General features: G+C 38.7%; 18 protein-coding genes and 1 pseudogene. 13 read left to right on the top strand and 6 right to left on the bottom strand.

What is annotated here, in order from left to right; genetic code table 11:
* Window positions 1–125: 125 nt before the first annotated feature.
* The 4 genes from yoaA to ABD005_RS06550 all read right to left on the bottom strand — a co-directional run bounded on the left by yoaA (window position 126) and on the right by ABD005_RS06550 (window position 5,298).
* Complete coding sequence (yoaA, locus tag ABD005_RS06565; protein ID WP_215978594.1) at window positions 126–2,105, bottom strand: DNA repair helicase YoaA; 1,980 nt, start codon at window positions 2,103–2,105, stop codon at window positions 126–128.
* A 58-nt stretch (window positions 2,106–2,163) separates the two neighbouring features.
* On the bottom strand, window positions 2,164–2,568 hold the full coding sequence (locus tag ABD005_RS06560) for a hypothetical protein (protein WP_215978595.1): 405 nt from the start codon (window positions 2,566–2,568) through the stop codon (window positions 2,164–2,166).
* Window positions 2,569–2,895: 327 nt separating this feature from the next.
* Complete coding sequence (locus tag ABD005_RS06555; protein WP_343816427.1) at window positions 2,896–4,167, bottom strand: peptidase MATCAP family protein; 1,272 nt, start codon at window positions 4,165–4,167, stop codon at window positions 2,896–2,898.
* Between the two features lie 237 nt (window positions 4,168–4,404).
* Complete coding sequence (locus ABD005_RS06550) at window positions 4,405–5,298, bottom strand: LysR family transcriptional regulator (protein ID WP_343816425.1); 894 nt, start codon at window positions 5,296–5,298, stop codon at window positions 4,405–4,407.
* 120 nt (window positions 5,299–5,418) lie between these two features.
* Between ABD005_RS06550 and ABD005_RS06545 the strand changes: the two genes are divergently transcribed.
* From ABD005_RS06545 to ABD005_RS06490, 12 genes are all read left to right on the top strand, one after another.
* Window positions 5,419–6,528, top strand: coding sequence for an NADH:flavin oxidoreductase (locus tag ABD005_RS06545; protein WP_343816424.1), 1,110 nt, complete (start codon window positions 5,419–5,421; stop codon window positions 6,526–6,528).
* 491 nt (window positions 6,529–7,019) lie between these two features.
* Complete coding sequence (gene hisG / locus ABD005_RS06540; RefSeq protein WP_215978599.1) at window positions 7,020–7,922, top strand: ATP phosphoribosyltransferase; 903 nt, start codon at window positions 7,020–7,022, stop codon at window positions 7,920–7,922.
* Window positions 7,923–8,082: 160 nt separating this feature from the next.
* Window positions 8,083–9,414 (top strand): histidinol dehydrogenase, encoded by a 1,332-nt coding sequence (hisD, locus tag ABD005_RS06535; RefSeq protein ID WP_343816422.1) that lies wholly within the window; start codon window positions 8,083–8,085, stop codon window positions 9,412–9,414.
* A 1-nt stretch (window position 9,415) separates the two neighbouring features.
* Window positions 9,416–10,537, top strand: a complete 1,122-nt coding sequence (gene hisC, locus ABD005_RS06530) for a histidinol-phosphate transaminase (RefSeq protein ID WP_343816420.1) — start codon at window positions 9,416–9,418, stop codon at window positions 10,535–10,537.
* A 78-nt stretch (window positions 10,538–10,615) separates the two neighbouring features.
* Window positions 10,616–11,698 (top strand): bifunctional histidinol-phosphatase/imidazoleglycerol-phosphate dehydratase HisB, encoded by a 1,083-nt coding sequence (gene hisB / locus ABD005_RS06525; RefSeq protein WP_343816418.1) that lies wholly within the window; start codon window positions 10,616–10,618, stop codon window positions 11,696–11,698.
* Window positions 11,698–12,366 (top strand): imidazole glycerol phosphate synthase subunit HisH, encoded by a 669-nt coding sequence (gene hisH, locus ABD005_RS06520; RefSeq protein WP_343816417.1) that lies wholly within the window; start codon window positions 11,698–11,700, stop codon window positions 12,364–12,366. Before hisB ends, hisH begins: the two co-directional genes overlap by 1 nt.
* Window positions 12,363–13,100 (top strand): 1-(5-phosphoribosyl)-5-[(5-phosphoribosylamino)methylideneamino]imidazole-4-carboxamide isomerase, encoded by a 738-nt coding sequence (gene hisA / locus ABD005_RS06515; RefSeq protein WP_215978604.1) that lies wholly within the window; start codon window positions 12,363–12,365, stop codon window positions 13,098–13,100. Before hisH ends, hisA begins: the two co-directional genes overlap by 4 nt.
* A complete protein-coding gene (hisF, locus tag ABD005_RS06510; protein WP_215978605.1) occupies window positions 13,082–13,867 on the top strand; it encodes an imidazole glycerol phosphate synthase subunit HisF in 786 nt (261 codons plus the stop codon). The genes hisA and hisF overlap by 19 nt, the downstream gene beginning before the upstream one ends.
* Before the next feature lie 71 nt (window positions 13,868–13,938).
* Entirely contained in the window at window positions 13,939–14,562 is a 624-nt protein-coding gene (hisIE, locus tag ABD005_RS06505) for a bifunctional phosphoribosyl-AMP cyclohydrolase/phosphoribosyl-ATP diphosphatase HisIE (protein WP_343816411.1), read from the top strand.
* Window positions 14,563–14,900: 338 nt separating this feature from the next.
* Window positions 14,901–15,704, top strand: a complete 804-nt coding sequence (locus ABD005_RS06500; RefSeq protein ID WP_343816408.1) for a hypothetical protein — start codon at window positions 14,901–14,903, stop codon at window positions 15,702–15,704.
* Between the two features lie 104 nt (window positions 15,705–15,808).
* A complete protein-coding gene (locus tag ABD005_RS06495; protein WP_343816406.1) occupies window positions 15,809–16,108 on the top strand; it encodes a DUF6559 family protein in 300 nt (99 codons plus the stop codon).
* Window positions 16,109–16,117: 9 nt separating this feature from the next.
* A complete protein-coding gene (locus tag ABD005_RS06490) occupies window positions 16,118–16,597 on the top strand; it encodes a GNAT family N-acetyltransferase (protein WP_343816403.1) in 480 nt (159 codons plus the stop codon).
* A gap of 91 nt (window positions 16,598–16,688) precedes the next feature.
* Here the strand turns inward: ABD005_RS06490 and adk are convergent, their stop codons facing one another.
* Window positions 16,689–17,333, bottom strand: coding sequence for an adenylate kinase (adk, locus tag ABD005_RS06485; RefSeq protein WP_215978610.1), 645 nt, complete (start codon window positions 17,331–17,333; stop codon window positions 16,689–16,691).
* A gap of 285 nt (window positions 17,334–17,618) precedes the next feature.
* Here adk and ABD005_RS06480 point away from each other — a divergent pair.
* Window positions 17,619–17,843, top strand: a pseudogene (locus tag ABD005_RS06480) (hypothetical protein).
* Here the strand turns inward: ABD005_RS06480 and htpG are convergent.
* Entirely contained in the window at window positions 17,836–19,797 is a 1,962-nt protein-coding gene (gene htpG, locus ABD005_RS06475) for a molecular chaperone HtpG (RefSeq protein ID WP_343816400.1), read from the bottom strand. The pseudogene ABD005_RS06480 and the gene htpG sit on opposite strands and share 8 nt — an antisense overlap.
* Between the last annotated feature and the right edge of the window lie 679 nt (window positions 19,798–20,476).

The raw sequence follows: 20,476 nt of genomic DNA, 5'->3' as shown, positions 1-20,476 counted from the left end.
TACCTTAAATTTTATCACGTGACGTATTACACGCTGTTTTATATCTATTACCTTTGACAGCAATTTTACACTAGCTGAAGATAGCTTTGCTATATTTTACCTATTCTTTACTAACAATAGCCACTTTATATTGTTGTTAAAAACTGCGCGGCTTTAGTGATATCTCTGCTGCGTTTCATATCAGGCAAACTTTTCAAAAAAGTGCCACCATAAGGTCGATTAACCAACCTGTCATCACAAATAACTAAAATACCTTGGTCGCTCACGTCTCTAATTAAGCGTCCAACTCCCTGCTTCAAGGCAATGACCGCTTGCGGTAATTGTATTTGCGCAAAAGGGTCGCCACCTTGTCGGCGAACATCTTCACAACGTGCTTGTAATAAAGGATCATCTGGAGAGGCAAACGGTAACTTATCAATAATCACACAAGTTAACTTATCGCCCCTAACATCAACCCCCTCCCAAAAACTCGCCGTGGCAAGTAAAACAGCGCTATCTTGAGCAACAAATTCATCTAATAATTTACGTTTAGCCATTTGCCCTTGAACCAGCAATGGGTTTTCAATAGCTTGCGATAATATTTCAGCGACTTGGTTCATTACTCGGTAACTGGTAAACAGCATAAAACAAGCGCCTTTGCTGGCCGCAATTAATGGTATAGCAATATCAGCTAAACTTTGTGCTCTATTTTTGTCGTTTGCCTGCGGTAAATAACGCGGCACAATTAATTGTGACTGTTGCTGATAATCAAACGGGCTTTCTAAGTGCAATTGGCTCGCCCCAGTTAATCCTAAATGATTAATAAAATGCTCAAACGAGTTATCAACCGCAAGTGTGGCTGAAGTAAAAATCCACCCTGCCCCTGAGTTTTTCACATACTCGCTAAACTTGTCGGCAACGGTTAAAGGGGTTTGGTGAAGCACCACATGACGCGGCGTAGTTTCATACCAAAAGCTAATACCTAGTGCGTCTACATTGGCCATAACTTCATATTGCGCCAGCAAACTCACAACACGATCAAAGCAACTGTCTATCGCTTCATTGCGCGATACACATAACTTAATCACTTGATATAAAAAATCTAAATCTGTTTTTAGTAATTGAAATTTTTGAGTGAACTGAGGCTGATGGCATTTTTCTCGCCAATTACCACGCTCAGGATCGTAATTAAACAATAACCTAAATTCTTGCGTGGTTTTTTGCAGTTTTTCGGCGGCGCGCGATAACTGTTTAACATCGGTTAAAGTGCTACGATAAATTTGTAAAACGTCTGTACATAAATCAGATAATTGTCGAGTTGAAAAACTTTGCCCAAAATATTCACTGGCAATATCGCCTATTTGATGTGCTTCATCAAAAATCATCACTTGCGCTTTAGGGATAAGCTCACCAAAGCCAGTATCTTTTAATGCCATATCAGCAAAAAACAAATGATGATTAACCACAATAAGGTCGGCATCTATTGCCTTTTGGCGAGCTTTTACTAAATAACAGCTCTCATAGTCGGGACAATCGCGCGCTAAACAATTATCTAAGGTGCTGGTAACAAAAGGAAAAATAGTAGAATCTTCACCAACATTAACCAACTCGCCTATATCACCTGTTTGCGTACCCGTTGCCCAACTAGCTACCTTTACTAAGTCTTGCAACATTTGGGCATCTAATTGACCGCGAGTTTGCTGATATTGCGCCAAACGATAAGTACATAAATAATTAGCACGACCTTTAAGCAAAGCAACTTGCGCATTACTGGCAAGGGCTTTACGCACTAATGGGATGTCTTTATGAAAAAGCTGCTCTTGTAAGTTTTTAGTACCGGTAGAAACAATAATTTTTTTATTGGCGGTGGTGTCATTCTCATCAGTAGTTTTTTGATAAGTTAATGATAAAAAAGCCGGAATTAAATAAGCAAAAGTTTTACCTGTACCTGTACCGGCTTCCACAACAAGTGATGACTCTTGCGCTATCGCTTTACCTACTTCAAGTGCCATATCTGTTTGCGCTTGACGTGGAGAGAACCCTGAAATAGCTTGAGCTAATGCACCATCAAGAGAAAATGCTTGCGTAATATTTAACGATGAGGGTGTAGAGCTTGCAGACGACATTACGTAAAAAACACTTAAGCTAGAAATGATTATACTGCGCAGTATACTCAACCTCTACTCAAGCATAAAGATCTAAGTTTTTTCCTTTATGTTCATCTTCGTCATCAGGGGTAGGATCTTTTTTACCATTAGGGCAATACTCTGTATCTTCTGGAGTTGTCTTATTGAGTAACTCCTGTTTAAGTAATTCTTGTTTAAGTAAGTCCTGTTCGAGCAAACCTTGCTCTGGTAGTGGTTTTTTATCCTTTTGCTCTTTATCTTTTTGACTTTTCGATTGATGTGAATCGCGCTTTTCAGCCCCGCTATCATCTTTTTTAAAATAGTACTCATGATTTTCTAGATGATCAGGGTCTTCCTTGAGCTTAGGTGAGGCGGCATCTTTGACTAGCGCCTTTACTTTAAGCTGAGTAGGTTTAATCGGCACAGGTACAACGCGTGTTAATTGAGTCGTAAAAATATCCATAGCAATAGCCTTTAATCTCCAATCGTTAAAATAGTCTCATTTAAACTACTAGTACCAAGCTACTCCCCTAAAAACACTAAGTAACCTGAGCTCGGCTTAACAAATGTTTCTCTAGCAGCTATTTTCCTCACCTCTTCGTTAAATTAAGAAAAACTATCAAGTTAGCGATTGAGAAAGTAATTTTTGCTGATATTTCAATTTGTTAAATATCTCTTAAACCGATTTATTATTAAGTACTATTAACGCTATCGGCCGTAAATAAAAAAGCTTAACATAACAAGACCTAACCTAAATTACTCAGCGCTAAACTCGATTTAATAGCTGATACTAAATTGAGCTTTTAGGAATACTATGGAGTAGTTCGTCATAATGCTGATAAATTTTGTCAATATCCATTTTATTCAAAAATTCAGAACACGTTAAGTAGGCTAATAAATAACGGGCATCTTTGATCCAAGGTGGTAAGTATTTGGCAGGTTGACATAGCCCCATTGCTTCAAGTTTATATAATACAGGAATGTCTTCTATATCGAGCTTGCCACAGAAAAGAAGCTTTAAACAATCAGCTCTGCCATTAACCGCAGCTGCTTTTAAAAAGTTATGTACTCGAATAAGCCCTTCAAGATAAACCCCATCTTTTGTAAAAGGGGCGCCACCGGTTAATACGCCACCTCTGAATACTCTGCGGCTATTTTCATAAGCTTGTGATTCGCTACCAATACGATTTAAGAAGTAGTGATAAACATCTAAAAAATCAGCGCCTTCAATCGCCATTTGTATAGCAATAATACGGTCTGCTAAACGACGTAATCGGTCCAAATCAATTGAATTGGTAATGTACTCAGAAAATACCGCTAAGCCTTCTTGTGTTTTGGTGGTGCCCGGATGACCTGCTGCTAATATTTTAAGGTGTTGTTGATTCAAGCCGTTGATAGAGGTTGCCACATGAATATGTGCTTCATGGTTAATCAGTTGCTGTGCATCTAAGTCGGTAAAGCATGCGGTTTTTCTAATACGGATAAGCTTAGGACTTGCTAGGGCATTCGCTGATAGTTCATCCACCACTTGAACTTTAGGGGCATCATTGCCAAACATCTCTTTTACTGCCACTTCCATTTGCTCAGCAATACCTGAAGCGAGATAACACATTGGTGGTGGCGCGCCAAAATCATATCCCGCATAACTGCTAATTTTTTTGTCAAAAATGTTAGCTAATTCAAGTGGGGTCGATTTACCGTCAACAAAGTGATTAGTCGGCTTGCCATAAAGGGTTACCGAGAACTCATAAAACTTTTTAGTGCCAACAAATGCCATCATAAAAGCAGCATTTTCAAGTTTATTCGCAATGCGTGCTAACCAATTATCAAGATCAGAATTGCCCATTAGGGCACGAGCTTCTGCCAGTAACGCCAAGGTTTTATTAGGGTCAAATACTGGGTAATTTATCGCAGGAAGCTCTTTCGCTTTATTAGCGAAAAATTGACGTTTAACGTCAGAACTCCACTCTAAATGAGACAGTATACGAATAGGCTGGCTAGCACTATAGAGAATAGAGCTAATTTGACAAATGCGCGCTTTCTCTATTTCAATTTTATTCATTAAGGTAAAACTCCGTGATAACAACGAAGGTAAGCTAGTTTAGCAATTAACTGCTGTTAATCTTAAGGTCGAGTTATACCTTATACAAGTTGAATTAAATTAATGCCACTAAAAACAAGTACTCTCATGTCATTAAAGCTATTTGAGCGCGAGATCTCCAGATAGTCACTGTATTGTTGCTAGATTATATTTAGCGCTTTCACATAAAGCGTCAAACACATCTACCGCTGTAAACAGTTATTGTAATTGCTTTTCAATAAACTCAATTAATAGCCTAACTCGCATAGGAAGCATATTACTCGGTGCTCTTAAAGAATATAAATTTAGCGATGGGTTAGTATATTGGCTTAAAATAGGCTGTAGTTTTCCAGATAAGAGCTCTTCCTTAATAATGAATTCTGGAATTAGTCCAATTCCTCTACCTGCTAATAATGTTTCTTTAAATAATGCGCTATTGTTTGATTGTAGGTCGGGGTTAATATAAACATCCGTTATTTTATTGTCTTTAATGAATTGCCACTTCAGCTTACTTCCCTGTTGGGAGTAGAGTAAACCAGCGTGATTTTTTAATTCTTCTGGAGTTGATGGTGTACCGTATTTGGCTAAATAGTCAGGCGATGCGCAGGTTATAAATTGATAAGCTTTGAGTTTTTTACATAATAAAGAACTATCTTCAAGTTGACGAGCTAACCTAAGTGCTAAGTCATACTCACCTTCAATAACATTAACATATTGATCACTCATATTTACATCAATAGTGATCTTGGGATACTCAAGCATAAACCGTGCTAACAGTTTTGAAAATACACACAAGCCCCAACTCATCGGAATACTTATTCTTATGCTCCCTTTCGGCTCAGAAAGCGTTTCGGTTAACTCATCGGTTAATCCACGCCATTGCTCAAGTAACTTAATTGCATGATGATAAGTACGCTCGCCACTATCGGTAAGCTGCATGTGCCGAGTACTTCTAATAAAAAGCTTTGCGTTTAACTCAGCTTCTAAGCGCTCAACTGATTTAGAAACTCTAGCAACGGTTAAATTAAGACGCTTTGCCGCCGCGGTAAAACTGCCACCTTCGACGACAGCTTTTAACACTTTCAAACTTTCTAATTGGTTTATTTTCGACATATTCAACAAAAAGTTAATAGTAATTCAATTTATAGCAATATTATCAGCGTTTATTACCTATGTAAAAATACCATTCACTTAGTAAATTTTCACTTAATCAATTAATACATAGGTTGCAGAATGAAAGATAACATTTCGACAATTTTCTCAAGTTATAACATAAGAAACATCACCCTAAAAAACAGGTTAGCTGTTGCACCACTTACACGCGTCAGTGGCAACGAAGACGGCACAACGGGACCATTAATGAAAGACTATTACCAGTCTTTTGCCCAAGGCGGTTTCGGGCTCATTATTACTGAGGGCATATACACAGATAAACGTTATAGCCAATGTTATAAATTTCAAACTGGGCTTACCGATGAAAAGCAAGTAAGCAGCTGGAAAACAATTACCGATGCTGTACATAGTTGTGGCGGGCTTATTTTCGCTCAATTAATGCATGCTGGTGCGCTATCTCAATACAATAAATATAGTGGTCATGGTGGTGCGCCCTCTGCAATAAAGCCGTTAGGCGAAGAAATGAAATTATATTACGGTAAAGGTGATTATGAAGTCCCTAAAGAAATGAGCACAGAAGACATAAAGTGTGTAGTGAAAGGGTTTGTTAACGCGGCAATATTAGCCAAAGAGGCTGGATTTGATGGGGTCGAGATTCATGGTGCCAATGGCTATTTACTCGACCAATTTCTTACCGTTTATAGTAATAAAAGAACGGATGAATATGGCGGAGAATTAGCTAACCGCTTAAGAATTTATCAAGAAATCATAACTGCTGTTCGCGCTGCAGTTGGAAGCAGCATGATTATTGGTGTACGATTTTCTCAAGGAAAAGTTAACGATACTGAATACAAATGGCCTAAACAAACCGCTGACGCAAAATACACCTTTGAGTCTATCAGTCGCTGTGGCGTTGATTATATTCACACCACAGAATATATTGCTAAAGCGCCAGCCTTTAAAGATAGCTTACCGTTGGCAGAGCTTGCCAAAGAGTATGGAAAAGTTCCCGTTATAGCCAACGGTGGTATTACTCACGAGAATGATGCTAATTGCTTAATAGATGCTAAACAAGCCGATATAGTTTCGCTAGGAAAGGCAGCTTTAGCCAATCCAAATTGGCCTAATGCAGTTCAAACGCAGCAACAGCTCAAAGCGTTCAATGCTGAAATGTTTAACCCGATTGCCGACTTAAAAACAGCAAATGCGTACTTTAAACAGACATTATAGCTCTAATTTAAATAGGTTAATAAGTTATCGTTGCTGTAAGTTAGCTATCGCTGTAAATAGCCTTTGAGTATTTCTCAAAAGTTAGAGTAATAACCCTAACCATGTTAGATATAACAAATAGCACTAAAAATAAGCTATTTATTACTTGCAGCTATCACAATTAATCAGTAGTGTAATTAGTACAACAATTACTGTTAATTAATTAGACGCGAGTAACACAATGCTTTTTAACCTGAATAGCCGACATCACCATCATTACATCGATTAGCCCATTCAGGTTTTATAAACCGACACTGATGGGCTACAGGCCTTTCAGTGGATTTACCTAAAGCATATTACATTGCTAAACCCCCGAAAGAGTCTGCCTCTCTCGGGGGTTTTTCGCATTTTAGCGTTTAAGAAATTGTATATACATGATGGTTTTGCTGGTTATCTCTTAAATTTAAGTCGTTAACAATTAAGCAAAACAACAAAAAAATAGGAATAATATTATGACTACATCTCAGCCACGTTTACGCATCGCCATGCAAAAATCAGGTCGTTTAAGTGACGACACTCAAGCGTTATTAAAGCGCTGTGGTTTAAAACTTAATGTGAGCGACAGACGTTTATTAGCGCATGTTAGCAATATGCCTATTGATATTATGCGCGTGCGTAGTAGTGACATTCCAGGTTTGGTAATGGACGGTGTTTGTGATTTAGGCATTGTTGGCGACAATACGTTAGAAGAAGAAGAATTAGACCGACAATTAAAAGGAAATAAGTCTGCCTATATTCGTACAACCGCACTTGATTTTGGTGGCTGTCGTTTTTCAATTGCTATGCCTGAAGAGTTTGAATACACAGGCTTAGATTGTTTAAACGGTTTACGTTTTGCCACAACATATCCGCAACTATTAAACCGCTTTGCGAAAGCTAATGGCATTAACGTAGAGTTTTGTTTGTTAAAAGGCTCTGTTGAAGTGGCACCGCGTGTTGGCTTAGCCGACGGCATTTGTGATTTAGTTTCTACTGGCGCAACGCTTGAGGCTAATGGCTTAAAAGAAGTCGCTGAGGTTTTCCACTCAAAGGCGTCACTCATTCAACGCGCAGATCCTTTATGTGCAGATAAACAAGGTATTTTAGATACCCTTTTACCTCGTATTCACGGTGTAATGAAAGCAAAAGAAAGCAAATACATTATGTTGCACGCACCAAAAGATAAAATAGCACAAGTAAGTGCATTAATGCCGGGTAAAGAAACCCCTACTATTTTGCCACTCGCGGGGCGTGATGACATTGTTGCTGTGCACGTAGTAGCTACTGAGACTTTCTTTTGGGAAACCATGGAAAAACTCAAAGGGCTTGGCTGTAATTCAATACTCGTTATGCCAATTGAAAAAATGATGGGCTAATACACGGCATAATTGAGATTACATCGGCATTGCCGTCTTTAAGCGTCACCATCACTTAGAAAAACTAAGCTCAGGCGACCTTTAACTTGGCAGCTTTGCTGTAATAGCAATTCTTGTGTGTATTTAGTATCTAAAAGTTATTGAAGAGAGTTTTGAACAAATGATTAATCAATTGATTGAATGGCAAACATTAAGCGATCAGCAAAAAATTTCTGTATTAGCACGTCCTGCGATTGCTGACAGTGCTTTACTATCAACGCAAGTGGCCAATATTTTAACGCAAGTTAAAACTAAAGGCGATCAAGCGATATTAACCTTAACAGAACAATTTGATGGTATTGCTTTAGACACTCTAGCGGTAAGTGCTGAGCAAGTAGCTGCTGCTAAAAAGGCGCTTTCACCCAAGCGTTTAGCGGCAATACAAACCGCTTATGATCAAATTAAAGCTTTTCACAGCGCACAAACGGCTAGTGATATAACCGTTGAAACTCGTCCAGGCGTTACTTGTACTTTAAAAACAGAAGCTATAGAAAGTGTTGGTTTATATATTCCAGCAGGCTCAGCTCCCCTGCCGTCTACAGTATTAATGCTGGGCGTACCGGCGCAAATAGCAAAATGTGATCGCGTAGTATTAGTCTGCCCACCCGATAAAAACGGTCAACTGGCTAATGAAATACTCGCCGCAGCCGACTTGTGTGGTATTAATGAAATTTATACCGTAGGTGGCGCGCAGGCGATTGCCGCTTTAGCGTATGGCACCCAAAGTATTCCTGCCGTCAATAAAGTATTTGGCCCAGGTAACCGTTATGTCACCGAAGCTAAAAAGCAGCTATCACAGCAAGTTGCAGGTTTTGCTATTGATATGCCAGCAGGTCCATCAGAAGTGTTAGTCATTGGTGATGCCAGTGCTAATCCTGCTTTTATTGCCGCAGATTTACTTTCTCAAGCCGAGCATGGCGCCGATAGCCAAGTTATTTTACTTAGCGATAGTGAATTATTGCTTAATGCGGTATCAGCTGAATTAAGTAAGCAAGTTGATGTTTTATCAAGACGTGATATTGCCCTAGCAGCACTGGAGCAATCTCGTTTAATTTTAACAAAAAATTTAGCACAGGCTGTTGAAGTATCTAACCTTTACGGCCCTGAGCACTTAATTATTCAAACCGACAATGCAACAACATTATTAAAAGCACTACGTAATGCGGGTTCTATTTTTGTTGGCGCTTACACGCCTGAGTCAGCAGGTGATTACGCCAGCGGTACTAATCACGTATTACCCACTTACGGTTATTCAAAAGTAATATCGAGTTTATCGCTAGCTGACTTTTCTCGTCGCTTTACCGTACAAGAGTTAACTAAAGATGGCCTTGCTAGTTTAGCAGAGTGCATTATTGAGTTAACTGATGCTGAAGGTTTAGATGCACACCAACGTGCGGTAACCATTCGACTTGATGACGATAGTGCCAGTCAAAGTAATAAGCAAGGAGCGTAAAATGAGCAACAATAACGCTACGCCATTAAGCATTGCTGATAAGCTTGCTCGCCCAGAATTAGTTGACATGGTGCCATATCAATCGGCACGCCGATTATTTGCCAGTGGTGATACAAGTCAAACAGGCAACAATGCTGCTGAACAAAAAATATGGTTAAACGCAAATGAAGCTTCGGGTCGAGGTGAATACCAATTAAGCGCTGAAAACATTAATCGTTATCCTGACTTTCAGCCAACCAGCTTACTCAATGCATACAGCAATTACTGCAACCTAGCGAAAGAGAAAATACTGGCCACTCGTGGCGCCGATGAAGGTATTGAATTAATTATCCGTAGTTTTTGTCGTGCTTATCAAGATAGCATTTTAATTTGCCCACCCACTTACGGCATGTATGCTATTAGTGCAGAAAACCATGGTGCAGGCATTATTAGTGTGCCATTGGTTAACAATACCTTAAATTTAGCAGCGCTCGCTGAACAAGTTGGTCAGGTTAAGGTGGTTTTTCTTTGCTCTCCGGGTAACCCGACAGGCAATATATTACCGCGTGAACAAATACTTGCGGCGATTGATTTATTTCTAGGTAGCGCTATGGTTGTGATTGATGAAGCCTATATTGAGTTTTGCCCTGAGCAAAGCACAACAAAATTACTTGCTGACTTCGACAATGTTATTATTTTACGCACCTTATCAAAAGCTTTTGCCTTAGCAGGACTAAGGTGTGGTTTTACATTAGCGAATGAACCTGTCATTACTTTGCTCAGTAAAGTGATTGCCCCTTACCCTATTTCAGCACCTGTTGCCGAGTTAGCGAGCAAAGCATTAACTGATGATATAGCCCTAATGAAAGCTCGCGTTGAACAAGTTAACCACTTACGAGCGTCATTATCAGCTTGGTTAATTACACAGCCTTGGTGTAGTGAAGTGTTTGCCAGTGATGCAAACTTTGTTTTGTTTCGCTGTACTAGCCAAGCAGAAAAAACACGCTTATTTGAGCTATTAGTCGCAAACAATCTACTTATTCGTGATCAATCTAAACAAGCACAATTAGAAAGCTGCTTACGGATAAGTATTGGTAGTGAGCACGAAATAAACCAGTTACAACAGCTATTGTCAGCAAGCTAACGTACTATAAATAGTATTAAAAAACAGTACGTAAAAATAGTACTTAAAAATAATTGAAGCATTAAAGAAGAGCACCTTATGAGCAAGCAAGAAAAAATATTATTTATCGACCGCGACGGCACATTAATTGAAGAGCCAGTTAGCGATAAGCAAGTTGACAGTTTAGAGAAGCTGGTATTTGAACCAAACGTTATTCCGCAGTTACTAAAACTACAAGCCAAAGGCTTTAAATTAGTGATAGTTTCAAATCAAGACGGTTTAGGAACAAGCAGTTACCCACAACGTGATTTCGATATTCCTCACAATAAAATGATGGAGCTATTTGCATCACAAGGGGTGATATTTCAAGACGTTTTACTTTGCCCGCACTTTGAAGAAGATAATTGCCACTGCAGAAAGCCTAATCTAGGCCTAGTAAGTGAGTATTTACAACAAGGTCGCGTTGACTTTACTAACTCGTACGTTATTGGTGATAGAGAAACCGATATGGGGTTAGCGTCTAACATGGGTATTGTTGGCATAAAATATAACCGCGAAACCTTAAACTGGGCACAAGTTACCGAGCAAATTTTATTGCAATTTTCACAACCTCGTCTTGCCAGCGTTACTCGCACCACCAAAGAAACCGACATTAAAGTCACCGTTAATTTAGATGCGGTTGGTAATAACCATATTGATACTGGTTTAGGTTTTTTTGATCACATGCTTGATCAAATTGCCACTCACGGTGGCTTTAGCATGCAATGTCAAGTTGCTGGTGATTATCACATTGATGAACACCACAGCGTAGAAGATACCGCTTTAGCTTTAGGCCAAGCCTTAAAACAAGCATTAGGTGATAAACGTGGTATTGGTCGTTTTGGCTTTGTACTTCCTATGGATGAGTGTCGTGCAGAATGTGCTATAGATTTATCCGGTCGTCCATGGTTAGAGTTTGATGCCGAATTCACCAGCGAAAATGTTGGTACTATGTCAACGCAAATGATCTCACACTTTTTTAGATCACTCGCTGATTCAATGATGATCACTCTACACTTATCAACGTCTAAAGGTAACTGTCATCACCAAGTTGAAAGCTTATTTAAAGTATTCGGCCGTGCTTTAGGACAAGCTATCAAAGTAGACGGTGATGTATTACCTAGTTCAAAAGGTGCTTTGTAATGGCTAGCGCTGACAATATTCAAGCTAACTACGTTATTGTTGATACTGGCTGCGCGAATATCGCCTCGGTAAAATTTGCCATTGAGCGCTTAGGCTTTACTGTGACAGTAACCGATAATATTGAACTGATACAACAAGCCGACAAAGTCATTTTTCCCGGTGTTGGTAGCGCTAAGCACGCAATGAAAAATATTATGGATAAGGGTCTGGTTACGACACTACAAAACCTAACTCAACCGGTACTCGGTTTTTGTTTAGGCATGCAGTTAATGACCAACTCTTCAACCGAGAGTGCCCACATTAATACTGCCAGTGACGATAGTGAAAAAACCACTTGTTTAGGTGTAATTCCTACCAGTGTCGAGCCATTAAATGCACAAGGTAACCGTTTACCGCACATGGGTTGGAACACATTAACATCGGTAGCTAATCACCCTATTATGAAGGGTATTTCTGTTGGTGATTATTTTTACTTTGTTCATAGCTACGCTGCAAAGTTAAGTGAATACACTATTGCTAGCTGTGAATACGGCAGTGAATTTTCAGCAGCAATTGCCAAAGGTAACTTTATTGGTTGTCAATTTCATCCTGAGCGCTCAAGCGAGCTTGGCAGTAAAATTATTGAAAACTTTTTAACCTTAGATCCCAAGGAACTTATCTCACTATGATGATCCCCGCAATCGACTTAATTAATGGTGAAGTAGTTCGCTTATACCAAGGTGATTACGAGCAAAAGACCAATTACCAATATACCGTACAAGACCGACAACAAGCGTACGCTAAAGCTGGCGCTAAAGTGATGCACTTTGTTGATTTAGATGGCGCGAAAGACAGCACTAAGCGTCAATTATCTACCTTGAAAACTGTTATGGATCATCCCGAGATGATCATTCAAGTAGGCGGCGGTATTCGTTGTCAACAAGATGTTGATCAATTACTCGCTTTAGGTGCAGATCGCGTTGTTATTGGCTCTCTTGCTATTAAAGAGCCTGAGTTAGTTATAGCTTGGGTTAAAGCTTATGGCGGCGATAAAATTGTTTTAGCCCTTGATATTAAAATTGATGAACAAGGTAACAAGACACTACCAACACATGGCTGGATTGAAGATAGCGGTGTTAATTTAGAAGACTTACTTAGCGACTACATTAATGCTGGCATCAAACATATTTTATGCACTGATATTTCTAAAGACGGCACATTAAGTGGTTCAAACGTTAATTTATACACAGAGCTTTGTCAGAATTACCCAAGTATTCAATGGCAAGCTTCTGGCGGTATTGGCAGCCTTGAAGATATAAAAGCGCTTATTCCAACAGGTGTTAGCGGTGTTATTTTAGGTCGTTCACTACTTGAAGGTAAATTCACGCTCGAGGAGGCTATTGCATGTTGGCCAAACGCATAATTCCCTGTCTTGATGTTCGCGATGGTAAAGTTGTTAAAGGGGTACAGTTTAGAAACCACGAAATTATTGGTGACATTGTTCCCTTAGCGCAGCAATATGCAGCCGCTGGCGCTGATGAACTGGTTTTTTATGACATTACCGCGAGCTCTGATGGTCGCGTAGTTGATAAAAGCTGGGTTAGCCGTATCGCTCAGGTAATTGATATTCCTTTTTGTGTTGCTGGCGGTATTAAAAGCGAAAGCGATGCCCGAGAAATATTATTAATGGGCGCAGATAAAATTAGCATTAACTCTCCTGCCCTGCGAGATCCTGAGCTAATAAGTCGCTTAGCAGACGTTTTTGGTCAGCAATGTATTGTGGTCGGTATTGATAGTTTTTTTAACAAAGACGCCAATAATGGCCAAGGTGAATATCAAGTCTATCAATTCACGGGGGATGAAACCCGTACCCAACAAACCAGTTGGACGACCTTTGACTGGATTGAACGTGTAGTAAGTCTTGGTGCTGGTGAAATTGTTCTAAACTGTATGAACCAAGACGGTGTGCGTCAGGGTTACGATATTGAGCAGTTAAAAAAAGCACGTGCGGCTTGTAACGTACCATTAATTGCCTCTGGTGGCGCTGGTACAATAGAGCACTTTAGAGATGTCTATCAACAAGCTGATGTTGATGGCGCTTTAGCCGCTTCTGTTTTTCATAAAGGCATAATCCCTATAGATGAACTTAAGCAGTACTTAATTGATAATAACATTGCAATTAGGCCATAAGCGTAACCTAAATACCTGACCCGTTATATCTAATGAGCTAAACCTAAACATACAGAATACAAGAGAACTACATGATTGTAACAATAGATAACGTAACTGAACTTGCCTGGGGAAAAATGGATAACCTTTTACCAGCAATCATTCAAGATTCTGCGACCGGTGCAGTACTGATGCAAGGATTTATGAATATTGAAGCGTTAACAAAAACGCTTAATACTGAAAAAGCGACTTTTTTTAGCCGCTCTAAACAGCGTTTATGGATGAAAGGCGAAAGCTCTGGTAATACACTCGACGTAATGCAAGTATTAGCAGATTGTGATAGAGATTGTTTATTAATTGCAGTAAATCCAAATGGCCCAACTTGTCATTTAAATACCACATCATGTTTTCCTGAAGAGCAACTTAGCCAGCAAAACTTTTTAAGTCACCTTGAGCGTTTTGTTGATAAACGTGCTAACGACCCCATTGAAGAAAGCTATACTGCTCGCTTATTGTCTCGAGGTACCAATAAAGTTGCACAAAAAGTTGGTGAAGAAGGGGTTGAAGTTGTTATTGCCGCATTGGCTGAAACTAAAGACGACTTTTTAGGTGAATGTGCGGACTTGTTTTATCACACTTTGGTTTTACTTAAAGATCAAAAAATTGAATTATCTGAAGTGATGGAAGTATTACAAACTCGTCATCAAAAAAAATAACGCAACTAAAATGAAAGTAAATAGCGTGTAACCGTCTGTTTACTTTCATTATAAGCCATTTAGCGATGACGTTTGGTCTCCTCCCTGTTTCAAGTCAATATCATTAATCACGGCCTCAGTGGTTTTTAATCACCATGATTTAAATGAAACATAACTCCCGACATCTTTGCTTAATTTTAGGTTTGTTGTTATCTTCAATAGGGTAAGGAAGCAGTAATCGAAGTACAGGAAAATTTCCCTACAATATATGGCAAACCATGGCATATTCCATAAAAAGAATTTTTTGTTCTTACCTAATACTGTTGCTATTTAGCCCTCTCTTCTTTGTTGGAGCAGCATTGGCTAAAGGTGATAACATTCTCATTTATATTCGTGATGATGTTTATATCGACTATCAAAAATTTGTTGTCGATAAAAATGTCATGTCAATTGAAAGCTTTGCAAGTAAACACATACGTCGCGATGTGGTTGATATGATTATCGCTCAACAGGCGCTTATATTAGGTGGCTTTTCCCATCAATTCCATTACGCCACAGGTAAAGTCAATTTTCGAAATACTAAAATGCTTCAAAATGGTGAGCTATTAATAAGTTTCGATACCTATTGGCTTGCTGACGCTAAAGCGATCGAAGATAAAGTTTATATTTCTGATGCAGTTATTAGAAATGGCGAATATATTGCTGGTATCTATACCAGCATTAATAACCATAAAGCTTTAGCTGTGAAAAGTATCAATGATTTAAAAGACTTAACCGCTGTTTCAACCCCATTGTGGCGCACCGATTGGCAAACAATACAGTCCCTCCCTCTTAAAAAGGTAACCCGAGAAGATTCGTGGCTTTCTATGGCTCGAATGGTGAACTTACAATGGATTGACTTCTTATTAATGCCTTTTAACTCGACACCTGATCAAAGTTTTACTATGGATAAAATTCATTTAGTCCCTGTAAAAAATATTGGTGTATTACTTAAAGATTCTCGAAATTTTGTCATTAGTAAAAAACACCCAAAAGGTGAAGAGGCCTTTATTGCGATTAATAAAGGCTTAAAAATATTACGCCAACGCGGAGCAATAAGAAAAGCCTATATTGATGCTGGTTTTATTATAGAGAACGACAACCTCACCATCATCAACCCTTAAACTGAAGTGGCGCACTTAAATATTCAGCCTTTCATTTAAGCTTCATATTAGCCCGTTATGATAGTTATGTTTATTGACTTAACAGACTTTATCAGGGAGTTAGTATGTTTAAAAAATACGCCATAAAAAAGTATGGAGATCGCTTACCAGCTAAGTTAAAAGAGCGTTACGGCGAACAAGAGTTTTATAGTGCAAGACAAATACGCGCTACCGTCTTTCAATGCAACTTCAACCCTACATACTTACCCTTAGCTTACTTGCTTTTCTTAGATAAAACAGCATTGTTAGTAACCTTGAAAGGTGAATACCCTGAACTTTCAATACAACAATATAAGGAAGAAATAAAAGACTATTTAGCACAAAGAAAGTATTATGGCTGTCTTGAAATACTAAGAGGCAAATAGAGGCTTTTCATGCAAACGGTTTATTGGTCTAGTAAATATTTTTCACAGCTATCGCTCAATGAACTATACGATTTACTGAAACTACGCGTTGATGTTTTTGTGGTTGAGCAAAGCTGTTTTTATCCTGACTTAGATAGCCTTAAAGGCTCTTTAGATAGACACTCTGAAACTATTCATCTAATGGGTACTATTAATGATGAAATAGTGGCTTATGCTCGCATACTGGCACCAGGTCAAAGTTATGCTCAATACGCCAGTATTGGGCGAGTTGCTGTTGCACAAAAAGCTAGAGGTCTAGGGCTAGGACATGATCTTATCAGTAAAGCAATAACACTGTGCTTAGAACACTTCCCTGATACGGATATTAAAATATCAGCACAGCAACATTTAGCTGATTACTACCAGCAACATGGCTTTGTTACCGTGTCAGATATGTACCTTGAAGACGATATACCGCATATCGCTATGTTAAAAAACGTAACAGCGTAATTAAGTAAAGGTTAACTTAATATCTTTTACCCAATAAAAAACTCGCCGTAGCGAGTTTTTTATTAACATAATATATCTTCTGCTTTGCTTATTAAGCAAGCTTTTCAGATAACAATGCATTAACAGCTTCAACAGCTTGTGTACCATCAACAGTTAAATAAGAACAGTTGCCAGCTTTAGCTTCTGCTTGATAAAAATCTACTAATGGCTTAGTTTGCTCGTGATAAATAGCTAAACGCTTACGTACTGTAGCTTCTTCATCGTCAGGACGAATACTTAACTCTTCACCTGTAACATCATCCTTACCTTCTTCTTTAGGCGGGTTATAAACAAGGTGATAAACACGACCAGAGCCAGAGTGAACACGACGGCCAGCCATACGCTCAACAATAACTTCATCAGGTACATCAAACTCAAGTACGTGATCAACTACAATGCCGCTCTCTTTCATCGCATCAGCTTGTGGAATAGTGCGAGGGAAACCGTCAAGTAAAAAACCAGCCGCACAGTCATCTTGTGCAACACGCTCTTTCACTAAACCAATAATTAATTCATCAGATACTAATTGACCTGCATCCATAACCGCTTTAGCTTGTTTACCTAACTCAGTACCTGCTTTAATTGCTGCACGTAACATATCGCCAGTTGAAATTTGTGGAATACCGAATTTAGCCATTAAGAATTGTGCCTGTGTACCTTTACCTGCACCAGGAGCACCTAATAAAACAATGCGCATAATATGAAACCTTAAATTGAGCGTTAAAATAAAACAATGATTACATTTAGAACATCCGTTTTCATTGTTTGATCATCTAAATGTAATCATTCTTAATCGAAAGAACAATGCGGAAGACACTATACAAGTTAGCCAATGGTCACACAAGTAGTGATAAGAGCCAATGATCAAAAAAGGAGGATTTCGGTAACGAAAACCTCCTTTTTCAGACTAAAGTACTAGGGGCTGTTGATCTTTCGCGGTTAAATTTTGTTCGAGCTAAAAGCGTTTTAATCGCGGCGAACAGTGTGTTGCCTAGTCATTCTAAGCAAATACTGTTCAACAAAGCGTAAAACGCTTTTAGCCGAATCCTTCGGACAGCGTTTGTTGGTCATTTTTACTGCGTTATCACCTTTTTATGTGGAATAACCACACGACAAAGGCTCTGCCTTGTATAAATACCCAACAAAAAGCTGCAAAAACAATCTCGAAAGCTCAACAGCCCCTATCATAAGTAGCAGTACTACTTAGTTAAACTCAGCATTAATTTGTTTAAACGTGTTACAAAACTCGCAGGGTCTTTTAAGCTACCACGCTCAGCTAATGTTGCTTGTTCAAATAATACGTTTACCCATTGACCAAACTTATCATCATCTTGTTCATCAGCAATATGTTTAATTAACTCATGCTCTCCGTTAATTTCAAATATTGGTAATGACTCTGGCACTTCTTGACCAACAGATGCCATTAATTTTGCCATTTGACTACTCATATCATTTTCATCTGCGACAATACATGCTGGAGAGTCAGTTAAACGTTGTGATAATTTAACGTCTTTAGCCTTCCCTGCAAGTGAGTCTTTAATACGCTTAACAACTGAGTCGTATTCTTTTTCAAGCTTTTCTTGTGCTTCTTTCGTTTCAGCATCATCCATATTGCCTAAGTCTAAACCACCACGTGTTACCGATTGTAGTTGCTTGCCATCAAATTCAGTCAAATGACTCACTAACCATTCATCAATACGGTCTGACATTAATAATACTTCAATGCCTTTTTTGCGGAAAACTTCTAAATGAGGGCTATTTTTAGCGGCTTCAAAGCTGTCAGCTACAACATAATAAATTTTATTTTGGCCTTCTTTCATTCGTTCAATATAAGAAGCTAATGATACATTTTGTGTTGCTGTATCTTCATTAGTTGAAGCAAAACGTAATAAGCCAGCTATTTGTTCTTTATTCGCATGATCTTCAGCTGGGCCTTCTTTTAACACTTGACCAAACTCATCCCAGAATCCTTGGTATTTCTCAGCATCTTTTTTACCAAGTTTTTCAAGCATTTTTAAAACACGTTTAGTACAGCCTTTACGAATTGCTTGGGTGATTTTATTATCTTGTAATATTTCACGAGAAACGTTTAATGGTAAGTCGTTTGAGTCCAATAAACCTTTAACAAAACGTAAGTAGGTTGGCATAAACTGCTCGGCATCATCCATAATAAATACACGCTGAACAAACAGTTTTAAACCGTGTTGCTTCTCACGGTTATACATATCAAATGGTGCTTTAGTTGGCACGTATAAAAGTGACGTGTATTCGGTTTTACCTTCTACTTTATTATGTTCCCATAATAGCGGGTCACCAAAGTCATGAGATACGTGCTTGTAGAATTCTTTGTACTCGTCATCTGATACTTCAGATTTCTCACGAGTCCATAAAGCAGTTGCTTTGTTAACCGCTTCCCATAAAGCAGGAACAGCATCTTTTGCTTCAACAGCTGGAGAAGTAACATTACCTTCTGCATCTGTTACCTCAGCAACAGCTTCAACCGCAGGAACTTCAGGGGTTAGCATTTCAACAGATACTGAAATATGATCTGAGTATTTAGTTACAATAGACTTTAAACGCCAGTCATCAGCATACTCTTTCTCTTCTTCTTTTAAATGAAGAATAATATCAGTACCGCGAGTACTCTTATCTATTTTAGCCGTAGTGAATTCACCTTCACCTGCACTAACCCACTCAACACCATTACTCGCATCGTCACCCGCTTTACGTGTTCTTACCGTTACTTTATCAGCAACAATAAATGCAGAGTAAAAGCCCACACCAAATTGACCAATTAATTGAGAGTCAGCCGCTTGGTCACCTGAAAGTTTTGAGAAGAACTCCGCAGTACCTGATTTAGCAATAGTACCTAAATGTTCAATAACATCTTGTTGGTTCATACCAATACCGTTATCTGAAATCGTAACCGTATTATTTTCTTTGTCACAACTTACACGTACACGTAACTCACCATCATTTTCATAAAGGCTATCGTCTGATAATGCTTTAAAGCGTAACTTATCTGCCGCATCTGCCGCATTTGAAACTAATTCACGTAAGAAAATTTCTTTATTAGAATAAAGAGAGTGGATCATTAATTGTAATAATTGCTTTACTTCGGTTTGAAAACCGTGAGTTTCTACTTGATTGGCTTCAGACATCTGAAACATCTCCTATCTAAATAAGGGAAAAAATAACTTATCAATGATGTTGGGCATATGAAGAATATTTCAAGGATACAAATAAAAAATATTGCAGAAATTTAATTTAAAAATGAATAGAAGTACAGACATGCTCTACAATCACATGGGCTTACCTACAACATAAGTCAACAACCATCGGCGCTACTGTCTTTCATTATCCTACTACTGCGTTTTACACACTCTTTAAAAACCACAAAGCAAAAAGCCCGACTCTTTCGAATCGGGCTTTTCTTAATATAAATTTAGCAATGTCTCGCTGCGCTCTCACATGGGCTTATCTGCAATATAAGTCACACTACCATCGGCGCTACTATCGTTTATTATCCTACTACTGTGTTTTACACATTCTTTAAAAACCACAAAGCAAAAAGCCCGACTCTTTCGAATCGGGCTTTTCTTAATATAAATTTAGCAATGTCTCGCTGCGCTCTCACATGGGCTTATCTGCAATATAAGTCACACTACCATCGGCGCTACTATCGTTTATTATCCTACTACTGTGTTTTACACATTCTTTAAAAACCACAAAGCAAAAAGCCCGACTCTTTCGAATCGGGCTTTTCTTAATAGAAGTTTAGCAATGTCCTACTCTCACATGGGAACTCCCACACTACCATCGGCGCTACTGCGTTTCACT

The organism is Colwellia asteriadis (assembly GCF_039523295.1).
GTDB lineage: Bacteria > Pseudomonadota > Gammaproteobacteria > Enterobacterales > Alteromonadaceae > Colwellia > Colwellia asteriadis.
This window is presented reverse-complemented; position numbering and strand designations above follow the sequence as displayed.

What these genes read in the sequence shown, in the direction of transcription:
- yoaA (WP_215978594.1), bottom strand. Translation starts at nt 2,105, where the DNA reads ATGTCGTCTGCAAGCTCTACACCCTCATCGTTAAATATTACGCAAGCA.
- ABD005_RS06560 (WP_215978595.1), bottom strand. Translation starts at nt 2,568, where the DNA reads ATGGATATTTTTACGACTCAATTAACACGCGTTGTACCTGTGCCGATT.
- ABD005_RS06555 (WP_343816427.1), bottom strand. Translation starts at nt 4,167, where the DNA reads ATGAATAAAATTGAAATAGAGAAAGCGCGCATTTGTCAAATTAGCTCT.
- ABD005_RS06550 (WP_343816425.1), bottom strand. Translation starts at nt 5,298, where the DNA reads ATGTCGAAAATAAACCAATTAGAAAGTTTGAAAGTGTTAAAAGCTGTC.
- ABD005_RS06545 (WP_343816424.1), top strand. Translation starts at nt 5,419, where the DNA reads ATGAAAGATAACATTTCGACAATTTTCTCAAGTTATAACATAAGAAAC.
- hisG (WP_215978599.1), top strand. Translation starts at nt 7,020, where the DNA reads ATGACTACATCTCAGCCACGTTTACGCATCGCCATGCAAAAATCAGGT.
- hisD (WP_343816422.1), top strand. Translation starts at nt 8,083, where the DNA reads ATGATTAATCAATTGATTGAATGGCAAACATTAAGCGATCAGCAAAAA.
- hisC (WP_343816420.1), top strand. Translation starts at nt 9,416, where the DNA reads ATGAGCAACAATAACGCTACGCCATTAAGCATTGCTGATAAGCTTGCT.
- hisB (WP_343816418.1), top strand. Translation starts at nt 10,616, where the DNA reads ATGAGCAAGCAAGAAAAAATATTATTTATCGACCGCGACGGCACATTA.
- hisH (WP_343816417.1), top strand. Translation starts at nt 11,698, where the DNA reads ATGGCTAGCGCTGACAATATTCAAGCTAACTACGTTATTGTTGATACT.
- hisA (WP_215978604.1), top strand. Translation starts at nt 12,363, where the DNA reads ATGATGATCCCCGCAATCGACTTAATTAATGGTGAAGTAGTTCGCTTA.
- hisF (WP_215978605.1), top strand. Translation starts at nt 13,082, where the DNA reads ATGTTGGCCAAACGCATAATTCCCTGTCTTGATGTTCGCGATGGTAAA.
- hisIE (WP_343816411.1), top strand. Translation starts at nt 13,939, where the DNA reads ATGATTGTAACAATAGATAACGTAACTGAACTTGCCTGGGGAAAAATG.
- ABD005_RS06495 (WP_343816406.1), top strand. Translation starts at nt 15,809, where the DNA reads ATGTTTAAAAAATACGCCATAAAAAAGTATGGAGATCGCTTACCAGCT.
- ABD005_RS06490 (WP_343816403.1), top strand. Translation starts at nt 16,118, where the DNA reads ATGCAAACGGTTTATTGGTCTAGTAAATATTTTTCACAGCTATCGCTC.
- adk (WP_215978610.1), bottom strand. Translation starts at nt 17,333, where the DNA reads ATGCGCATTGTTTTATTAGGTGCTCCTGGTGCAGGTAAAGGTACACAG.
- htpG (WP_343816400.1), bottom strand. Translation starts at nt 19,797, where the DNA reads ATGTCTGAAGCCAATCAAGTAGAAACTCACGGTTTTCAAACCGAAGTA.